16 protein-coding genes and 1 pseudogene are annotated in these 14,343 nt (G+C 73.1%); 7 read left to right on the forward strand and 10 right to left on the reverse strand.

Annotation, left to right across the window (positions count from 1 at the left end):
- The first annotated feature begins 11 nt into the window (after nucleotides 1–11).
- The gene (locus AB0K28_RS49000; RefSeq protein ID WP_355429537.1) at nucleotides 12–707 is read left to right on the forward strand and encodes a beta-ketoacyl-ACP reductase; all 696 of its coding nucleotides are present in this window, start codon (nucleotides 12–14) and stop codon (nucleotides 705–707) included.
- Nucleotide 708: 1 nt separating this feature from the next.
- Nucleotides 709–1,473 (forward strand): enoyl-ACP reductase FabI, encoded by a 765-nt coding sequence (fabI, locus tag AB0K28_RS49005; protein WP_345385946.1) that lies wholly within the window; start codon nucleotides 709–711, stop codon nucleotides 1,471–1,473.
- Nucleotides 1,474–1,560: 87 nt separating this feature from the next.
- Here the strand turns inward: fabI and AB0K28_RS49010 are convergent, their stop codons facing one another.
- Together AB0K28_RS49010 and AB0K28_RS49015 are read right to left on the reverse strand one after the other, a co-directional pair.
- A complete protein-coding gene (locus AB0K28_RS49010; protein WP_364384804.1) occupies nucleotides 1,561–2,400 on the reverse strand; it encodes a hypothetical protein in 840 nt (279 codons plus the stop codon).
- Between the two features lie 148 nt (nucleotides 2,401–2,548).
- A complete protein-coding gene (locus tag AB0K28_RS49015; RefSeq protein ID WP_345385942.1) occupies nucleotides 2,549–3,496 on the reverse strand; it encodes an aldo/keto reductase in 948 nt (315 codons plus the stop codon).
- 64 nt (nucleotides 3,497–3,560) lie between these two features.
- Between AB0K28_RS49015 and AB0K28_RS49020 the strand changes: the two genes are divergently transcribed.
- Genes AB0K28_RS49020 through mshC form a run of 5 tightly spaced genes read left to right on the forward strand, consistent with a single transcriptional unit; the run spans nucleotide 3,561 to nucleotide 7,493 of the window.
- Nucleotides 3,561–4,247, forward strand: coding sequence for a histidine phosphatase family protein (locus AB0K28_RS49020; RefSeq protein WP_364384807.1), 687 nt, complete (start codon nucleotides 3,561–3,563; stop codon nucleotides 4,245–4,247).
- A 9-nt stretch (nucleotides 4,248–4,256) separates the two neighbouring features.
- Nucleotides 4,257–4,805 (forward strand): DUF3090 domain-containing protein, encoded by a 549-nt coding sequence (locus AB0K28_RS49025; protein ID WP_355429523.1) that lies wholly within the window; start codon nucleotides 4,257–4,259, stop codon nucleotides 4,803–4,805.
- A complete protein-coding gene (locus AB0K28_RS49030; RefSeq protein WP_355429520.1) occupies nucleotides 4,802–5,566 on the forward strand; it encodes an SCO1664 family protein in 765 nt (254 codons plus the stop codon). The genes AB0K28_RS49025 and AB0K28_RS49030 overlap by 4 nt, the downstream gene beginning before the upstream one ends.
- Nucleotides 5,567–5,599: 33 nt before the next feature.
- On the forward strand, nucleotides 5,600–6,250 hold the full coding sequence (locus AB0K28_RS49035) for an NRDE family protein (protein WP_364384811.1): 651 nt from the start codon (nucleotides 5,600–5,602) through the stop codon (nucleotides 6,248–6,250).
- A gap of 10 nt (nucleotides 6,251–6,260) precedes the next feature.
- Complete coding sequence (mshC, locus tag AB0K28_RS49040) at nucleotides 6,261–7,493, forward strand: cysteine--1-D-myo-inosityl 2-amino-2-deoxy-alpha-D-glucopyranoside ligase (RefSeq protein WP_364384814.1); 1,233 nt, start codon at nucleotides 6,261–6,263, stop codon at nucleotides 7,491–7,493.
- A gap of 61 nt (nucleotides 7,494–7,554) precedes the next feature.
- Here the strand turns inward: mshC and AB0K28_RS49045 are convergent, their stop codons facing one another.
- From AB0K28_RS49045 to AB0K28_RS49080, 8 genes and pseudogenes are all read right to left on the reverse strand, one after another.
- Nucleotides 7,555–8,517 carry a UDP-glucuronic acid decarboxylase family protein gene (locus tag AB0K28_RS49045; protein ID WP_345385932.1) on the reverse strand — a complete coding sequence of 321 codons (963 nt, stop codon included), beginning with the start codon at nucleotides 8,515–8,517 and terminating at the stop codon, nucleotides 7,555–7,557.
- Nucleotides 8,514–9,386: a glycosyltransferase family 9 protein gene (locus tag AB0K28_RS49050; protein ID WP_345385930.1), complete on the reverse strand. Its 873-nt coding sequence runs from the start codon at nucleotides 9,384–9,386 to the stop codon at nucleotides 8,514–8,516. The genes AB0K28_RS49045 and AB0K28_RS49050 overlap by 4 nt, the downstream gene beginning before the upstream one ends.
- On the reverse strand, nucleotides 9,377–10,051 hold the full coding sequence (locus AB0K28_RS49055) for an SDR family oxidoreductase (protein WP_355429507.1): 675 nt from the start codon (nucleotides 10,049–10,051) through the stop codon (nucleotides 9,377–9,379). The genes AB0K28_RS49050 and AB0K28_RS49055 overlap by 10 nt, the downstream gene beginning before the upstream one ends.
- Complete coding sequence (locus tag AB0K28_RS49060) at nucleotides 10,048–11,385, reverse strand: PfkB family carbohydrate kinase (protein ID WP_364384819.1); 1,338 nt, start codon at nucleotides 11,383–11,385, stop codon at nucleotides 10,048–10,050. Before AB0K28_RS49060 ends, AB0K28_RS49055 begins: the two co-directional genes overlap by 4 nt.
- On the reverse strand, nucleotides 11,382–11,927 hold the full coding sequence (locus AB0K28_RS49065; protein ID WP_345385926.1) for an SIS domain-containing protein: 546 nt from the start codon (nucleotides 11,925–11,927) through the stop codon (nucleotides 11,382–11,384). Before AB0K28_RS49065 ends, AB0K28_RS49060 begins: the two co-directional genes overlap by 4 nt.
- Nucleotides 11,928–11,929: 2 nt before the next feature.
- Nucleotides 11,930–13,117 carry a glycosyltransferase gene (locus AB0K28_RS49070; protein WP_364384823.1) on the reverse strand — a complete coding sequence of 396 codons (1,188 nt, stop codon included), beginning with the start codon at nucleotides 13,115–13,117 and terminating at the stop codon, nucleotides 11,930–11,932.
- Nucleotides 13,114–14,184, reverse strand: a complete 1,071-nt coding sequence (locus tag AB0K28_RS49075; RefSeq protein ID WP_364384826.1) for a glycosyltransferase family 9 protein — start codon at nucleotides 14,182–14,184, stop codon at nucleotides 13,114–13,116. The genes AB0K28_RS49070 and AB0K28_RS49075 overlap by 4 nt, the downstream gene beginning before the upstream one ends.
- Before the next feature lie 68 nt (nucleotides 14,185–14,252).
- Nucleotides 14,253–14,343 (reverse strand): annotated as a pseudogene (locus AB0K28_RS49080) (hypothetical protein); the annotation flags it as partial.

Genomic DNA, 14,343 nt, shown 5'->3' on the forward strand with positions numbered 1-14,343 from the left:
CGTCAGGTGTCATGGCACGCTCTGTACTCGTCACCGGGGGCAATCGCGGCATAGGCCTCGCGATCGCCCGTGAACTCGCCGCGGCAGGCGACGCCGTCGCGGTCACCTATCGATCGGGTGAGCCGCCCGAGGGCCTGTTCGGCGTGCGCTGCGACGTCACCAGCACCGCCGACGTCGAGGCCGCCTTCGACAAGGTCGAGGCCGAGCACGGCCCGGTCGAGGTGCTGGTCTCCAACGCCGGCATCACCAAGGACACGCTGCTGGCCATGATGAAGGAGGAGACCTTCACCGAGGTCATCGACGCCAACCTCACCGGCGCCTACCGTGTGGCCAAGCGGGCCATCAGGCCCATGATGCGGCTCAAGCGCGGCCGCATCGTCCTCATCTCCTCGGTCGTCGGCCTCAGCGGCCAGGCCGGCCAGGCCAACTACGCCGCCTCCAAGGCGGGCCTGGTCGGGTTCGCCCGCTCGCTGGCCCGCGAATACGGCTCGCGCAACATCACCGTCAACGTCGTCTCGCCCGGCTTCGTCAACACCGACATGACCGCCGAGCTCGACCACGAGGCCATCGTCTCCAACATCCCGCTCGGGCGGCAGGCGGCGCCCGAGGAGATCGCGCGCGTCGTGCGCTTCCTGACCAGCGACGACGCCTCCTACATCACCGGGGCCGTGATCCCCGTCGACGGCGGACTCGGAATGGGGCACTGACATGGGCATTCTCGACGGCAAGCGGATCCTCGTCAGCGGCGTGCTGACCGACTCCTCCATCGGCTACGCGGTGGCCAAGCTGGCCCAGGAAGAGGGCGCGACGGTCGTGCTGACCGGCTTCGGCCGGCTCAGCCTCGTCGAGCGCATCGCCAAGCGGCTGCCCGAGCCGGCGCCGGTGCTGGAGCTCGACGTCCAGAACACCGAACACCTCGCCACCCTCGCCGACCGGGTGGGCGAGCACGTCGACGGGCTCGACGGCGTCGTCCACTCCATCGGCTTCGCGCCGCAGAGCGCACTCGGCGGCAACTTCCTCAACACCCCGTGGGAGGACGTCGCGACCGCGCTCCAGGTCTCGACGTACTCCTACAAGTCGCTCGCGGTGGCCTGCCTGCCGCTGATGAAGGAGGGCGGCGCGGTCGTCGGCCTCGACTTCGACGCCTCCAAGGCGTGGCCGGTCTACGACTGGATGGGCGTCGCCAAGGCCGGGCTCGAGTCCTGCAACCGCTACCTCGCGCGCGACCTCGGCAAGCACGCCATCCGCGTCAACCTGGTCGCGGCCGGCCCGCTGCGGACGATGGCGGCCAGGTCGATCCCCGGCTTCCAGGAGTTCGAGGACAGCTGGCCCGCGAAGGCGCCGCTGGGCTGGGACCTCGCCGACACGCTGCCCACCGCCCGCGCGTGCGTGGCGCTGCTGTCCGACTGGTTCCCCGCGACGACGGGCGAGATCGTCCACGTCGACGGCGGCGTCCACGCCATCGGCGGCTGACCCTGTCCTTCACGAGACCCCCGGCTCCTGAGCCGGGGGTCTCATGCTGCCCGGGCGAGGCCTCTTCCGGTCCTGCGCGGGCCCTGCTCAGGCCAGGCGGTGGCGGCCGTTGCCGGCGCGGGCGGGCTCGAAGGGGATCGACTCGGCAGGCTCGTTGCCGTGCCGCCGCTGCTGGACGATCCGGGTCGCCAGCACCGCGGAGCCGAGCAGCGCGATGGTCAGCACGGTGCCGATCACGTCGGAGGCCGGCGGGCTGGGCCGTACGACGCGCTGGTCCTGCATCGGCACGGCCAGCTCGTGCTGGAACGGGTTGGGCCACAGCAGGTCGACCCGCGGCTCCTCGGCGTGCGCGGTCTTCTTCTTGGGCGCCGCCCGATGCACGCCGCTCTCCTGCCGCTCGGGCCGGGTCGTCCGCGGCCTGGCGGGCACCGGCTGGGGGAGCGAGGTGGCGGTGGCCGAGATGAGGCCCTCGCTGGGCTGCTCGGTGCGGGTGGCCGACGGCGAGGCGGAGGGCCGGGGCGTGAGCCGGTCGACGGTGCTCTGGTCGGTGCACGACAGCACGGACAGGCATTCCTCGTCGCGCTCGGGCTCCCGGGTCGGCCTGGGCGTGGTGGCGGGCCGCTCGTCCTCCTCCTCGGGGGCGGACTTGGCGCGCCCGGTCGGCAGCACCTCGCCGACCCGCCCGAGCACCTCGTCGGTGGTCCTGTCGAGCCCCTCGGTCACCTTGCTGGTGGTGCCGCCGGTCAGCGTGTCGACCGTGCCGGTGACGGCCTGGACGACGTCGCACAGGGTGTTGGTCACCCCCGAGAGCAGGCCCCCGTCGCGCGTGCAGTCCTGGGCGGTGGCCGATGCGGCGGGAGCCCCCACCGGGACGGCCACCAGCGCCACCGCGAGTACTCCGACCGAGATCGCGGTTCTGGTCCCCATCCGTCCCCTCCTGCGTCGCTTCCGGGAGAAATCTTGCTGGACATCGGCCGGAAGACGCAGGCTTTTCGGGGCTGAAGTTGCGATTCGGTATCGACTAGTGATACGCGAGGGCACCTCTCGTTCAGTGCGGCGGTGGCGGGCGGCCGCCTCAGTCGAGTGACGACACGTCATCGAGGGCCTCTCGGATCTCTCTCGGCAGCACGACGTCCTCGGCGGGCAGGACGCCTTTGAGCTGCGCGTGCGTACGGGCGCCGACGATGGCGGAGGCGACGCCCGGCTGGTCGCGCACCCATGACAGGGCCACGGCCAGCGGCGACACGCCGAGCCCGTCGGCCGCGGTCATGACGGACTCGACGACCCGGCGGCTGCGCTCGTCCAGATAGGGGCGGACGAAGTCGGCGAAGTGGGGCGTCGCGGCCCGCGAGTCGGCGGGGATGCCGGTGCGGTATTTGCCGGTCAGCACTCCGCGCCCGAGCGGTGACCAGGCCAGCATGCCGACGCCGAGGTGGGCGGCGGCGGGCAGCAGCTCGCGCTCGGGCTCACGGGCCAGCAGCGAGTATTCGGTCTGGGCCGCGGTGATCGGGATGCGGCCGGGGACCATCTTCTGGGTGACGGCGGCGGCGGCGAGCTGCCAGCCGGCGTAGTCGCAGACGCCGGCGTAGACGGCGCGGCCGGAGGAGACGATCGCGTCGAGCGCGGCGAGGGTCTCCTCCAGCGGCACCTCCTCGTCATAGGTGTGCAGCTGCCACAGGTCGACGTAGTCGAGCCCGAGGCGGTTGAGCGAGTCGTCGACGGCGGCGATGAGGTGGCGCCTGGAGGCGTCGCGCGGGCGGCGGCCCGCGGGCGTGACCACGGCCTTGGTGGAGATGACCAGCTCCGAGCGCGGCACGGAGTCGCGCAGCATGCGGCCGAGCAGCCGCTCGGCGTCGCCCCCCGTGTAGACGTCGGCGGTGTCGACCAGGTTGCCGCCCGCGTCGAGAAACGTGCGGAGCTGGGCCGCGGCCTCGTCCGCGTCGGTGTCACGCCCCCAGGTCATCGTGCCGAGCCCCAGCCGGGACACCGACAGGCCGCTGTGGCCGACATAGCGCTGCTCCATGATCCCGCCAGGTTACCGTTCAGGCCGATGAAACGTCGTGATCGACGCCTGCGACACTTGCGGGATGACCACGTTGCTTCTGGTCCGGCATGGGCTGACGGACCTCACCGGGCCGGTGCTGGCCGGCCGTACCCCTGGGGTGCATCTGAGCGAGGCGGGCAGGGCGCAGGCCACCGCGCTCGCCGGGCGCGTCGCGGGCGTCAGGCTCGACGCCATTGTCTCCAGCCCGCTCGAACGTTGCCGGGAAACGGCACAAGCGGTCGCCGAAGGACGCGAGCTGGAGGTGATCACCGACGAGCGCTTCATCGAGTGCGGCTACGGCGACTGGACCGGCCGGCCGCTGAAGGAGCTGGCCAAGGAGCCGCTCTGGCCGGTCGTGCAGGCGCATCCGAGCGCGGTGACGTTCCCCGGCGGTGAGTCGCTGGCGGAGATGCAGCATCGCGCGGTCGCGGCGGTCAGGGAGTGGAATCGGCGCCTGGGGGAGAAGGCTGTCTACCTCGTGTGCAGCCACGGCGATGTGATCAAGGCGATCGTGGCCGACGCTCTGGGGCTCCATCTCGATCACTTTCAGCGGATAACAGCTGATCCGGCCGCTCTCACAGTCATTCGCTATGCCCCCTTGCGTCCCTTTGTCCACAGGATTAACGATATGGGGGAATTGAAGCTTTCCGAGGATTCGGAGGAGAAAGACGGGGGAGAAAACATCACCGGGAGCGATGCCGCCGTCGGCGGCGGACCCGGAACCACGTAAGGTCAGGCTATGCCGGTCTTCGACTACGACCCACCGGAGAGGTTCGTCGCCGGTGCCCTGGGGCGGCCGGGCGCGCGGGTCTTCTTCCTGCAGGCCAGGGCCGAGGGCAGACTGACCACGGTGGCGCTGGAGAAACTACAGGTGGCGGCGCTCGCGGGCAGGCTCGACGAGCTGCTCGACGAGGTGCTGAGACTCAGCGGCGGCACCGCCCAGGTGCCCGCGCTGGCTCCCGCCGACCTGGCCGACGACGCTCCTCTCGACACGCCGGTCGCGGAGGACTTCCGCGTCGGCACCATGGCGCTGACCTGGGATGCGGAGAAGTCACAGGTGGTGATAGAAGCGCAGGAGGTCATCGACGAAGACGATCTCGACAGTCCCGACCCCGCGGTGCTGCGGGTGCGCATCAGCGCGGGGGCCGCGCGGGCCTTCACCCAGCGGGCGCTCCAGATCGTCGCGGCGGGCCGGCCCCCGTGCCCGCTGTGCGGCCAGCCGCTCGACGCCACGGGGCACGTCTGCGTCCGTCTCAACGGCTACCGCGGGGGTGAGGCGGCTTCATGACCGCTCCAGAGAGCGAACCGGCCGTCAAGCCCGCCCCACCGCCGCCCGTGCATGACGAGGAGGCCCTCACGCTGCTGCGCGACGGCACGCTGGAGGTCGCGGGGCGGCTGGTCGAGGCGACCAACATGACGCTCTACTGCTCGGTCAAGCTGGGCTCGCGCTCGGCGGCCTGCGTCTACAAGCCCGTACGCGGCGAGCGCCCCCTGTGGGACTTCCCCGACGGCACCCTCGCCGCCCGCGAGGTCGCCGCCTTCGAGGTCTCCCAGGCCACCGGCTGGCGCGTCGTGCCGCCCACGGTCTACCGTGACGGGCCCTTCGGCCCCGGCATGTGCCAGCTGTGGATCGACACCGAGCGCGAGATCGACCTCATGCGCCTGGTCAAGAGCCGCAACCCGGTCGTGCGCCGGATGGCGGTCTTCGACGCGGTGGTCAACAACGCCGACCGCAAGGGCGGCCACCTGCTGCCGCTGCCCACCGGCCACGTCTACGGGGTCGACCACGGGGTGTGCTTCTCCGTCGAGGACAAACTCCGCACGGTCCTGTGGCAGTGGCGGGGCAAGCCGCTGGCCCGCGAGGCGGTGGCGGTGCTGGCCAAGCTGGAGCGCGACATCGAGTCCGGCGACCTCGGCCGCAAGCTGCGTGAGCTGCTGACGCTGGCCGAGGTCGAGGCCACCTGGCAGCGGGTGCGGCGGCTGCTCGACACCGGCGTGCACCCCTATCCGTCGGAGGGCTGGCCGGCCATTCCCTGGCCCCCGATCTAGGGCGATCCGGGCGGGTTTACTAGCCTTTGCCCCATGTGCACGCTGATCGTGAGGACCGGCCGGGAGCTGACGCTCATGGGCGTGAGGGACGAGTTCGCCGACCGGCCCTGGGAGGGGCCCGGCGAGCACTGGCCCGACTACCCCGGCGTGATCGGCGGGCGCGACCTCAAGGCCGGCGGCACCTGGCTGGCCGTCAACCCGGCGGCCCGCCGCGCCGCCGCCCTGCTCAACGGGCACGGCAAGGCCGCCGACGAGACCACGAAGGTCTCGCGGGGCGACCTGGCGCTGCGGGCGGCGTACACCGGCGAGCCGCCCACCGGCGACCTCGGCCGCTACGACCCCTTCCACCTCGTGCTGGCCGGCCTCGACCGGGTCCTGCTGTTCAGCTGGAACGGCGAGCGGCTCACCACCTCCCCGCTGCCCGAGGGCACCAGCATGGTCGTCAACTCCGGCCTCGACCCCGAGAGCGAGCGGGTGGCCGCCTACCTGCCGCGCTTCCGCGCCGCCGGCGACTGGAGCCGGTTGGCCGCCGAGGCGCCCTCCGACGATCGCGGCGCGCTCATCATCCGGCACGAGCTGCCGGACGGCCGCGTCTTCGCCTCCCTGTCGGTGATGCGGGTCTCCATCGCGCGGGAGAGTGTGACGTACGACTTCACCGACCTGACCGCCGATCAGGACAGATAGGCTCAAAGGCATGAGATCGTGGTCTGCCCAGAACGTTCCAAAGCTCCCAGGTGAGAGCATTCCGCTGAGTCTCTACGACACGTCGGCCAAGCAGGTGCGGCAGACCGATCCCGGGCCGACGGCCAGGATGTACGTCTGCGGCATCACCCCCTACGACGCCACCCACCTCGGCCACGCCAACACCTACCTCGCCTTCGACCTCGTCGGCCGCCTGTGGCGCGACGCGGGCCACGAGGTCCACTACACCCAGAACGCCACCGACGTGGACGATCCGCTGCTGGAGCGGGCCGAGCAGACCGGCGTCGACTGGCAGGAGCTGGCCGAGCGGGAGATCGAGCTGTTCCGCGGCGACATGGAGGCGCTGCGCATCATGCCGCCCCGCGAGTACGTCGGCGTCACCGAGGTCGTCGGCCGGGTCGCCGGCCTCATCACCCGGCTGTCGGCCAAGGGCGTCACCTACGACCTCGACGGCGACGTTTACTTCAGCGTGGCCGACGCACCCAAGTTCGGCCAGGTGTCCGGCTACGACGAGCAGGAGATGCTGGCCCTGTTCGCCGAGCGCGGCGGCGACCCCGACCGGGCCGGCAAGCGCCACCCGCTCGACTGGCTGATGTGGCGGGCCGAGCGGCCAGGCGAGCCCGCCTGGGACACACCGCTCGGCCGCGGCAGGCCCGGCTGGCACATCGAGTGCACCACGATCGCCCTCGACAACCTGGGAGCCGGCTACGACGTCGCCGGCGGCGGGTCCGACCTGATCTTCCCGCACCACGAGTGCGGCGCCTCCGAGGGGCACGCGGCGACCGGCGAGTGGCCGTTCGCCAAGTTCTACACCCACGCCGGGATGGTGGGGCTAGACGGCGAGAAGATGTCGAAGTCGAAGGGCAACCTCGTCTTCGTCTCCAAGCTGCGCGAGCGGCACGACCCGATGGCGATCAGGCTCGTGCTGCTGGCCCACCACTACCGCTCCGACTGGGAGTACACCCCGGACCAGCTCGAGGCGGCCGAGGCGCGGCTGGCCCGCTGGCGCTCGGCGGTCGCGCTGCCCTCAGGCCCGCCCGCCGGCGACCTGCTGGCCACGGTGCGCGAGCGGCTGGCCGACGACCTCGACGCGCCGGGCGCGCTGGCCGCGATCGACGCCTGGGCCGACGCCGCCCTGGCCGCCCCCGGCTCCGACCCCGCCGACCCCGCCGCCCCCGCCCTCGTCAAGGACCTCACCGACGCCCTGCTCGGCGTCGCACTCTGATCCCACCCCGCAACACCTGACTCCCCGCCCGGCCGTCCCGTGATCGGCCGGGCGGTGCGCGTCACACCTGGACGCCTTCGAGCTGCTCGATCGCGGCCAGTTCCGCCGCGAACCACTCGATCGTCCTGCGCAGCCCCTCCTCGGCCGGCACCCGCGCCCGCCACCCCAGCAGCTCGGCCGCCAGCGTCGTGTCGGGCCGCCTGACCTTCGGGTCGTCGGCCGGCTTGTCGATGAAGCGGATCTCCGACGACGACCCGGTCAGCTTCTTGACCAGGGTGGCCAGCTCCAGCATGGTCAGCTCGTCGGGGTTGCCGATGTTGACCGGCCCGGCGAAGTCACCGGCCGCCATGGCGAGGATGCCCGAGACGGTGTCCTCGACGTAGCAGATGGAGCGGGTCTGCCTGCCGTCACCGGTGATCGTGATGGGCTCGCCGGTCAGCGCCTGCCGGATGAACGTCGGGATCGCCCGGCCGTCGAACGGCCGCATGCGGGGCCCGTAGGTGTTGAAGATGCGCACGATGCCGGTGTTCGTGCCGCGCGACTGGCGGTAGGCCGTGGTCAGCGACTCGGCGAAGCGCTTGGCCTCGTCGTACACGCTGCGCGGCCCCACCGGGTTCACGTTCCCCCAGTACGTCTCCTTCTGCGGGTGCTCCAGCGGGTCGCCGTACACCTCGCTGGTGGAGGCGAGCACGAACCTGGAGCCCTTCTCCCTGGCCAGGCCCAGCGCGTGCAGCGTGCCGACGCTGCCGACCCGCAGGGTCTCGATGGGGTAGCGCAGGTAGTCGGCCGGCGAGGCGGCCGAGGCGAAGTGCAGGACGAGGTCCAGCCGGTCGGGCACGTGCACGTATCCGGTCAGGTCGCACTCGATGAGCCGGAACTCCGGCCGTTCCAGCAGGTGCTCGACGTTGCGCGGCCCGCCGGTCAGGAAACTGTCCATGCAGATGACGTCCGCGCCCTCGTCCAGCAGCCGCTCGCACAGGTACGAGCCCAGAAAACCCGCGCCCCCCGTGACCAGCGCCCTCATGATGTGACCTCCATGGCAGCCTCCACGACTTCCGACACCTCGATTTCGAGCAGGCCGGGGTCCGGCCGCTCGCCGTGCGGGTCGCCGTGGTGCCCCGTCCACAGGGCGACGTGCCGCCAGCCGGGCGGCGGGCCCCACAACATCGGCGAGACCGGCCCGAACAGCACCACCGACGGCACGCAGAACGCCGTCGCGAGGTGCGCCACCCCCGTGTCCCCGCACACCACCAGCCGCGACCGGCTGACCAGGTCGATCAGATCGGCCAGGCGGGTACGCCCGGCCAGCATGCGCTCGGGCGGCAGCCCCGCCAGCTCGGCGACCCGGGCCGCGATCGGCACCTCGGCCGCGTTGCCCGTGACCACCACGTCGTCCAGCGCGGCCGCCACCTCGGCGAACCGCTCGGGCGGCCAGCGCCGCGCCGGGTAGGCGGCGCCCGGGTGCACGATCGCGGGACCCGTACGGTCGGAGATGCCGAGCGTCAGGTCAGCCGGATCGGCCGGGATGCCGTGCCACTCCAGCAGCCCGCACCAGCGCCGCACCTCGTGCACGCCGTCCTGCCAGGCGGGCCCGGTGCCGAAGCTGATCAGCCGCCCCGGGTCGGTGCGCCGCAGCGCCTCGATGCTCTGCGGCCCCTTGCCGTGCAGGTTGACCGCGACGTCGGGCCGCTCGAACGGCACCGGCCCCGGCCCCGCGACGTCCACCTGGTCGTCCACGGCGCCGGTCAGCGGCAGCAGCGCCTCCAGCGCCCGCGGGGCCGCCAGCGTGATGCGATGCCCGGGGAAGGCCTGGCGCAGCGCCCGCAGCGCGGGCACGGCCGTGAGCAGGTCGCCCAGGCCGAGCCCGCGCAGGGCCAGCAGCTCTAGGGCCATGACGTCTCCGTGGACGGGCAGACGACCAGCTCTCTCACCTCGCATCCGGCCGGCTGCCGCAGCGCGAACACGATGGCCTGGGCCACGTCGGCCGGGTCGTTCAGCCCGGCCTCGGGCCCCGGCTTGTACTGCTCGGGACGGCCGTCGAAGAAGCTCGTCCGCATGCCGCCGGGGATCAGCAGGGTCACCCCCACCTCCCCGCGCAGCTCGATCGCGAGCCCCCGGGTGAAGCCGACGACGCCGAACTTCGACGCCGAGTAGGCCGACGCGTCGCTCAGCGGCCGCAGGCCCAGCGTGGACGCGCAGGTGACGACCTTGCCGCGGGTGTGCTTGAGGTACGGCAGCGCCGCCCGTACGACCGAGGCCGTGCCCAGCAGGTTGACCTTGATGACCCGCTCCCAGTCGTCGGCCGGCACGTCCTCCAGCCGGCCGCAGGCGTCGATGCCCGCGGCGGTGACGACGCCGTCGAGGCCGCCGGCCCGCTCGGCCAGCTCGCGTACCGCGCGCTCGGCCTCGCCCCGGTCGGCGAGATCCGCCGTCACGTGCTCGAAGCGCTGGTCCGGCGCGCGCACGTCGACGACGAGCGCCTTCCAGCCCTCTTTCTCCACCGCCTCGGCGGTGGCCAGGCCGAGCCCGGACGCGCCCCCGGTGATCAAAATGTTCACTGGATCTCCCTGATCAGGTTGGTTGTCGATCGCCCCGGCAGGGTGCTCAGCACGACGATCTCCGCGCCGAGCCTGCCGAGTACCTCGGATTCGGGCAGCGTCTCCCCCTCGTAGTCGCCGCCCTTCACCCACACGTCAGGCCGCAGCCGCTCGATGGCCGCCGCCGGGGTGTCCTCGTCGAACACCAGCACGGCGTCCACGCAGCCCAGCGCCCGCAGCACCTCCACCCGGTCGCGCACGTCCACGATGGGCCTGGCGGGGCCCTTCAGCCGGCGTACCGAGTCGTCGGAGTTGACGCAGACGACGAGCGCGTCGCCGAGCGCCCTGGCCCGCCGCAGCAGGCTCACGTGCCCCGCGTGCAGCAGGTCGAAGCAGCCGCCTGTGGCGATCAGCCGGCCCCCCTGGGCGCGGGTGAGCCCGGCCACCTCCAGCGCGGTGCGCGGACGGTCGCCGAGCCGCTGCTCCTGCACCTTCACCGAGGCGGCGCCGCCGCGTTCGACGAAGCGGGACGCCTCGCCCACGCCGGCGGCCACCGCCTGCGCGGCGTCCGCGCCGTCGCGCATGGCCAGCGCGGCGGCGCCGGCGAGCCGGTCGCCCGCGCCGCACGCGTCCTGGCCGCCCGCGCGCACCGGCGGCGGCACCGTGGTCAGCGGGCCGCCCGCCACGGCCAGCGCGGCTCCGCGCTCGCCGGTGGTGACGGCCACCGCCCTGGCCCGCAGCGCCCGCACCAGGCGGCGGGCCGCCTGGTCGGGGCCCTGGTAGCCGGACGGGCACAACATCTTCGCCTCCGCCTCGCTCGGCGTCAGCAGCGCGCAGCCCGGCATCGGCTGCTCGCCGCGCGGATGCGGGTCCCAGATCACCGGTACGGACACATCGCGCAGCAGCTCGCGGGCCATCCTGGCGACGCCCCTGCCGTAGTCGGACACCAGCACCGCGCCGGCCCGCAGGATCGCCTGCGCCGCCTCCTCGGTGGGGGAGAAGCGCGCGGTGCCGTCGCCGGTGTCCAGCCTGACGAGCGTCTGGCCGCGCGACCTGATCCGCGTCTTGCGCACGGTGCCGCCGCGCAGCGGCAGGCGTACCAGGTCGAGCTCCTCCGACAGCAGCCCGCACAGGCGGTGCCCGTCCTGGTCGTCACCGACCGCCGTGATCAGCACCACGTCGGCGCCGTCGCGGGCGGTCAGTAGCGCCGCCAGCCCCGCCCCGCCGGGCCTGGCCCGCTCGGACGAGACGTCCACCACGGGCACGGGGGCGTCGGGGCAGAGGCGGTCGGCGTCGCCCTCGACGTCCACGTCGAGCAGCGTGTCACCGATGACGACCAGCGGGCCCGGCTTCACAGCGCCTCCTCCACGGCGTCGCACAGCAGGTGGATCATCGCGAGATGCACCTCCTGGACGGTGGCCGTCTCGCCGGGCACGGCGACGGCCTCGTCGCAGAGGTCGGCCAGCGCGTTCGGCCCCGGCCCCGTCATGGCCCAGGCCGTCACGCCGCACTCGCGCGCCGCTGCGGCGGCGGCCAGCACGTTGGGGCTGCCGCCGCTGGTCGACAGGCACACCAGCACGTCGCCTGGACGGCCGTGCGCGCGCACCTGGCGGGCGTAGACCTGGTCGGGGCCGAAGTCGTTCGCGATGGCCGTCAGCGAGGAGCCGTCGGCGTGCAGCGGGATCGCCGCGTACGGGCGCCGGTCCTCCCTGAACCTGCCGACCAGCTCGGCCGTCAGGTGCTGGGCCTCCGCGGCCGAGCCGCCGTTGCCGCAGGCGAGCAGCCGGCCCCCGGCCGACAGCACGCCGGCCAGCCGGCCGCCCCAGCCCCGTACGGCGGCCGCCTGGTCATCGACCTTCTCCAGGGCGTTCCAGAGCTTTTCCAGATGCGCATCCATGATCAACCCCCCAGGACGGCCAGCCGGCCGACCTTGCCGTCGATGACCTGCGTGTACACGGCCTCGGTGAGCTCGGCGACGCGCGGCCAGCCGTAGCGCTCGCGGGCCCGGCGGGCGCCGGCCGCGCCGATCTCCGCGCGCCGCCGAGGGTCGCCGAGCACGTCCTTGAGCGCCCTGGCCAGAGCGCGGGGCCTGCGCGGCGGCACCAGCACGCCGCAGCCCGCCACCGTGTCGAGGTGGCCGCCGACCGCCGAGGCCACGACGGGCACCCCGCACGCCATCGCCTCGACGGGCACCATGCCGAACGGCTCGTACCAGGGCACGGTGACCACGACGTCGGCCGCGCGCATCAGCGCGGGCACGTGGCGCCTGGGCACGCTGCCGATGACGTGCACGCGGTGGCCCATGCCGTAGCCGTCGGCCAGGTCCCTGAGCCTGGCCGCCTCCTCGTCGCCCGGCCCGCCGCCGGCGATCACCAGCTCGGCGTCGGGGAGCTGGCGCATCGCCCTGATCAGCGTGTCCACGCCCTTGCGCGCCACCATGCGGCCGATGCTCAGCACCATCGGCCCGTCCGTGCGCGGCGCCACGGGCCCGTCGGGGCGGAACGCCTCCAGGTCGACCCCGCACGGGACGACCGAGACGCGCTGCTCCGGGATGCCCATCGCGCACAGCTCGCTCACCTCGTCGCTGCAGGTGGCGAGCACCGCGTCGGCCCGCTTGCCGATCTCGCGCTCGGTGTCGATCCGGTGCGCCGGGCTGGTGTCCGCCTCGCCCTGCCAGCGCCGCTTGACGGTGCCGAGCGCGTGGAAGGTCTGCACCACCGGCAGCCCGCCGGCCGCCTGCAGCGCCGCCTGGCCGCTCATCCAGAAGTGCGCGTGCACGATGTCCGGCGGGCGCGCCGCCCAGCGCTCGGCCAGTCGTTCGGTGAACTCCGGCATGTACGGGGGCAGCTCGTCCTTCGGCACGGGGGCCGCGGGACCAGCGGTGACGTACTCGACCGTGACGCCCGGCGCCAGGCGCACGGACTCGGGTTGCTCCTCGGAGGAGCGGCGGGTTTGCACGGCGACCGTGTGCCCGCGCTCGGCGAGGGCGACGGCCAGCGCGGCGACGTAGACGTTCTGGCCGCCGGAGTCGACGCCGCCGACCGCCGCCAGCGGGTCCGCGTGCTCCGAGATGAGATCGACCTTCACTGAGTCAGCTCCCTCACTGCCTTGACCACCTGCTCACTCGTCACCTGGGACAGGCACGGGTGCCCCGGCACCGGGCAGACGCGCGCCCTGCTTCCACGGCAGGGCGCGTGCTGGTCGCCCAGCACGACGGAGGGCACGCCGTACGGGGCCCACCGCACCAGCGGGACCACGGGGGCGAACAGGCTCACGACCGGCGTACCGACCGCCGCGGCCAGGTGCGCGGGACCGGTGTTCCCGGCCACGAGCACGCCGGCGCGCTCGATGACGGCGGCCAGTTCCGCGAAGGTGGTCACTCCGCCCAGATCGGCCGCGACGTCGTCGGCCACGTAGGCGGTGAGGTCACGTTCTGTGCCGGTCACGACGACCCGGTGCCCGTCCTCGGCCAGCTCCCGCACCGTCTGACGGTGCCGATCAGCGGGCCAGGTACGGGCGGGCGCCGAGGTCCCCGGGTGCACCACGACATACGCGCCTTCACCGGCATCGGCGCCGGCGCCTAGCAAGTGCCCTGTTTCCGGGCGGATATCCGGCAATGGCCGCCGAACTGCGAGAACGCCGTCATCGCCCGGTGGCAGCGTGAATCCGGCCGCCTGCGCGACCGCGAGCATGCGTTCGGCCTCCGGCACGTCCACGCTCTCGTCCACGACGTGCCGCACGTCCAGCAGCGCGCCGGGGTAGTCGTTGCTGATCGCGGTGATCCGCGCCACCCCGGCCAGCCTGAGCAGCAGCGCCAGCGGCAGCGCCGACTGGTGGAACGAGGTGAGCAGCACCGCCTCGTCCACGTCCCCGACGCGGCCGATCAGGTCCTCGACCTGGTCCCTGGTGACGGGCGGCGGCGTGTGGTCGATCCACGGGGCGTGCCAGGTCTCCACCCGGTCCACGCCGGGCAGCAGCTCGGCCGCCGCCCTGCCGTTCGGGCCGGCCAGGAAGACGACCTCGGCGGCCCGCGTACGCACGGCGCGCACGGCGGGCCCGGCCAGCAGCACGTCACCGGCATCGTCCAGCCGCGCCACCAGCACCCGCCCCCGATCGGGTCCCGGGTCCGGTCCGCGGTCTGCGGGACCTGTCATCGCCGCACTCTCCATTCCCCCCGCAACCGGTGCGCGCAGGCGACCGGCGGGATCAGCACACTGGATAACCGGTAGCGATAGCTGTTGGAACCCCCGCAGTCCGCCGTGATCAGCAGCCGGTTCGCGTTCGGGTAGTCCAGGCTGCCGCGACCGTGCCAC

The organism is Nonomuraea sp. NPDC049504, from assembly GCF_040676845.1.
Taxonomy (GTDB): Bacteria; Actinomycetota; Actinomycetes; order Streptosporangiales; family Streptosporangiaceae; genus Nonomuraea; species Nonomuraea salmonea.

What these genes read in the sequence shown, in the direction of transcription:
- AB0K28_RS49075 (WP_364384826.1), bottom strand. Translation starts at nt 14,184, where the DNA reads ATGACAGGTCCCGCAGACCGCGGACCGGACCCGGGACCCGATCGGGGG.
- AB0K28_RS49030 (WP_355429520.1), top strand. Translation starts at nt 4,802, where the DNA reads ATGACCGCTCCAGAGAGCGAACCGGCCGTCAAGCCCGCCCCACCGCCG.
- AB0K28_RS49035 (WP_364384811.1), top strand. Translation starts at nt 5,600, where the DNA reads ATGTGCACGCTGATCGTGAGGACCGGCCGGGAGCTGACGCTCATGGGC.
- AB0K28_RS49045 (WP_345385932.1), bottom strand. Translation starts at nt 8,517, where the DNA reads ATGAGGGCGCTGGTCACGGGGGGCGCGGGTTTTCTGGGCTCGTACCTG.
- AB0K28_RS49065 (WP_345385926.1), bottom strand. Translation starts at nt 11,927, where the DNA reads ATGGATGCGCATCTGGAAAAGCTCTGGAACGCCCTGGAGAAGGTCGAT.
- AB0K28_RS49000 (WP_355429537.1), top strand. Translation starts at nt 12, where the DNA reads ATGGCACGCTCTGTACTCGTCACCGGGGGCAATCGCGGCATAGGCCTC.
- mshC (WP_364384814.1), top strand. Translation starts at nt 6,261, where the DNA reads ATGAGATCGTGGTCTGCCCAGAACGTTCCAAAGCTCCCAGGTGAGAGC.
- AB0K28_RS49010 (WP_364384804.1), bottom strand. Translation starts at nt 2,400, where the DNA reads ATGGGGACCAGAACCGCGATCTCGGTCGGAGTACTCGCGGTGGCGCTG.
- AB0K28_RS49020 (WP_364384807.1), top strand. Translation starts at nt 3,561, where the DNA reads ATGACCACGTTGCTTCTGGTCCGGCATGGGCTGACGGACCTCACCGGG.
- AB0K28_RS49050 (WP_345385930.1), bottom strand. Translation starts at nt 9,386, where the DNA reads ATGGCCCTAGAGCTGCTGGCCCTGCGCGGGCTCGGCCTGGGCGACCTG.
- AB0K28_RS49025 (WP_355429523.1), top strand. Translation starts at nt 4,257, where the DNA reads ATGCCGGTCTTCGACTACGACCCACCGGAGAGGTTCGTCGCCGGTGCC.
- AB0K28_RS49015 (WP_345385942.1), bottom strand. Translation starts at nt 3,496, where the DNA reads ATGGAGCAGCGCTATGTCGGCCACAGCGGCCTGTCGGTGTCCCGGCTG.
- fabI (WP_345385946.1), top strand. Translation starts at nt 709, where the DNA reads ATGGGCATTCTCGACGGCAAGCGGATCCTCGTCAGCGGCGTGCTGACC.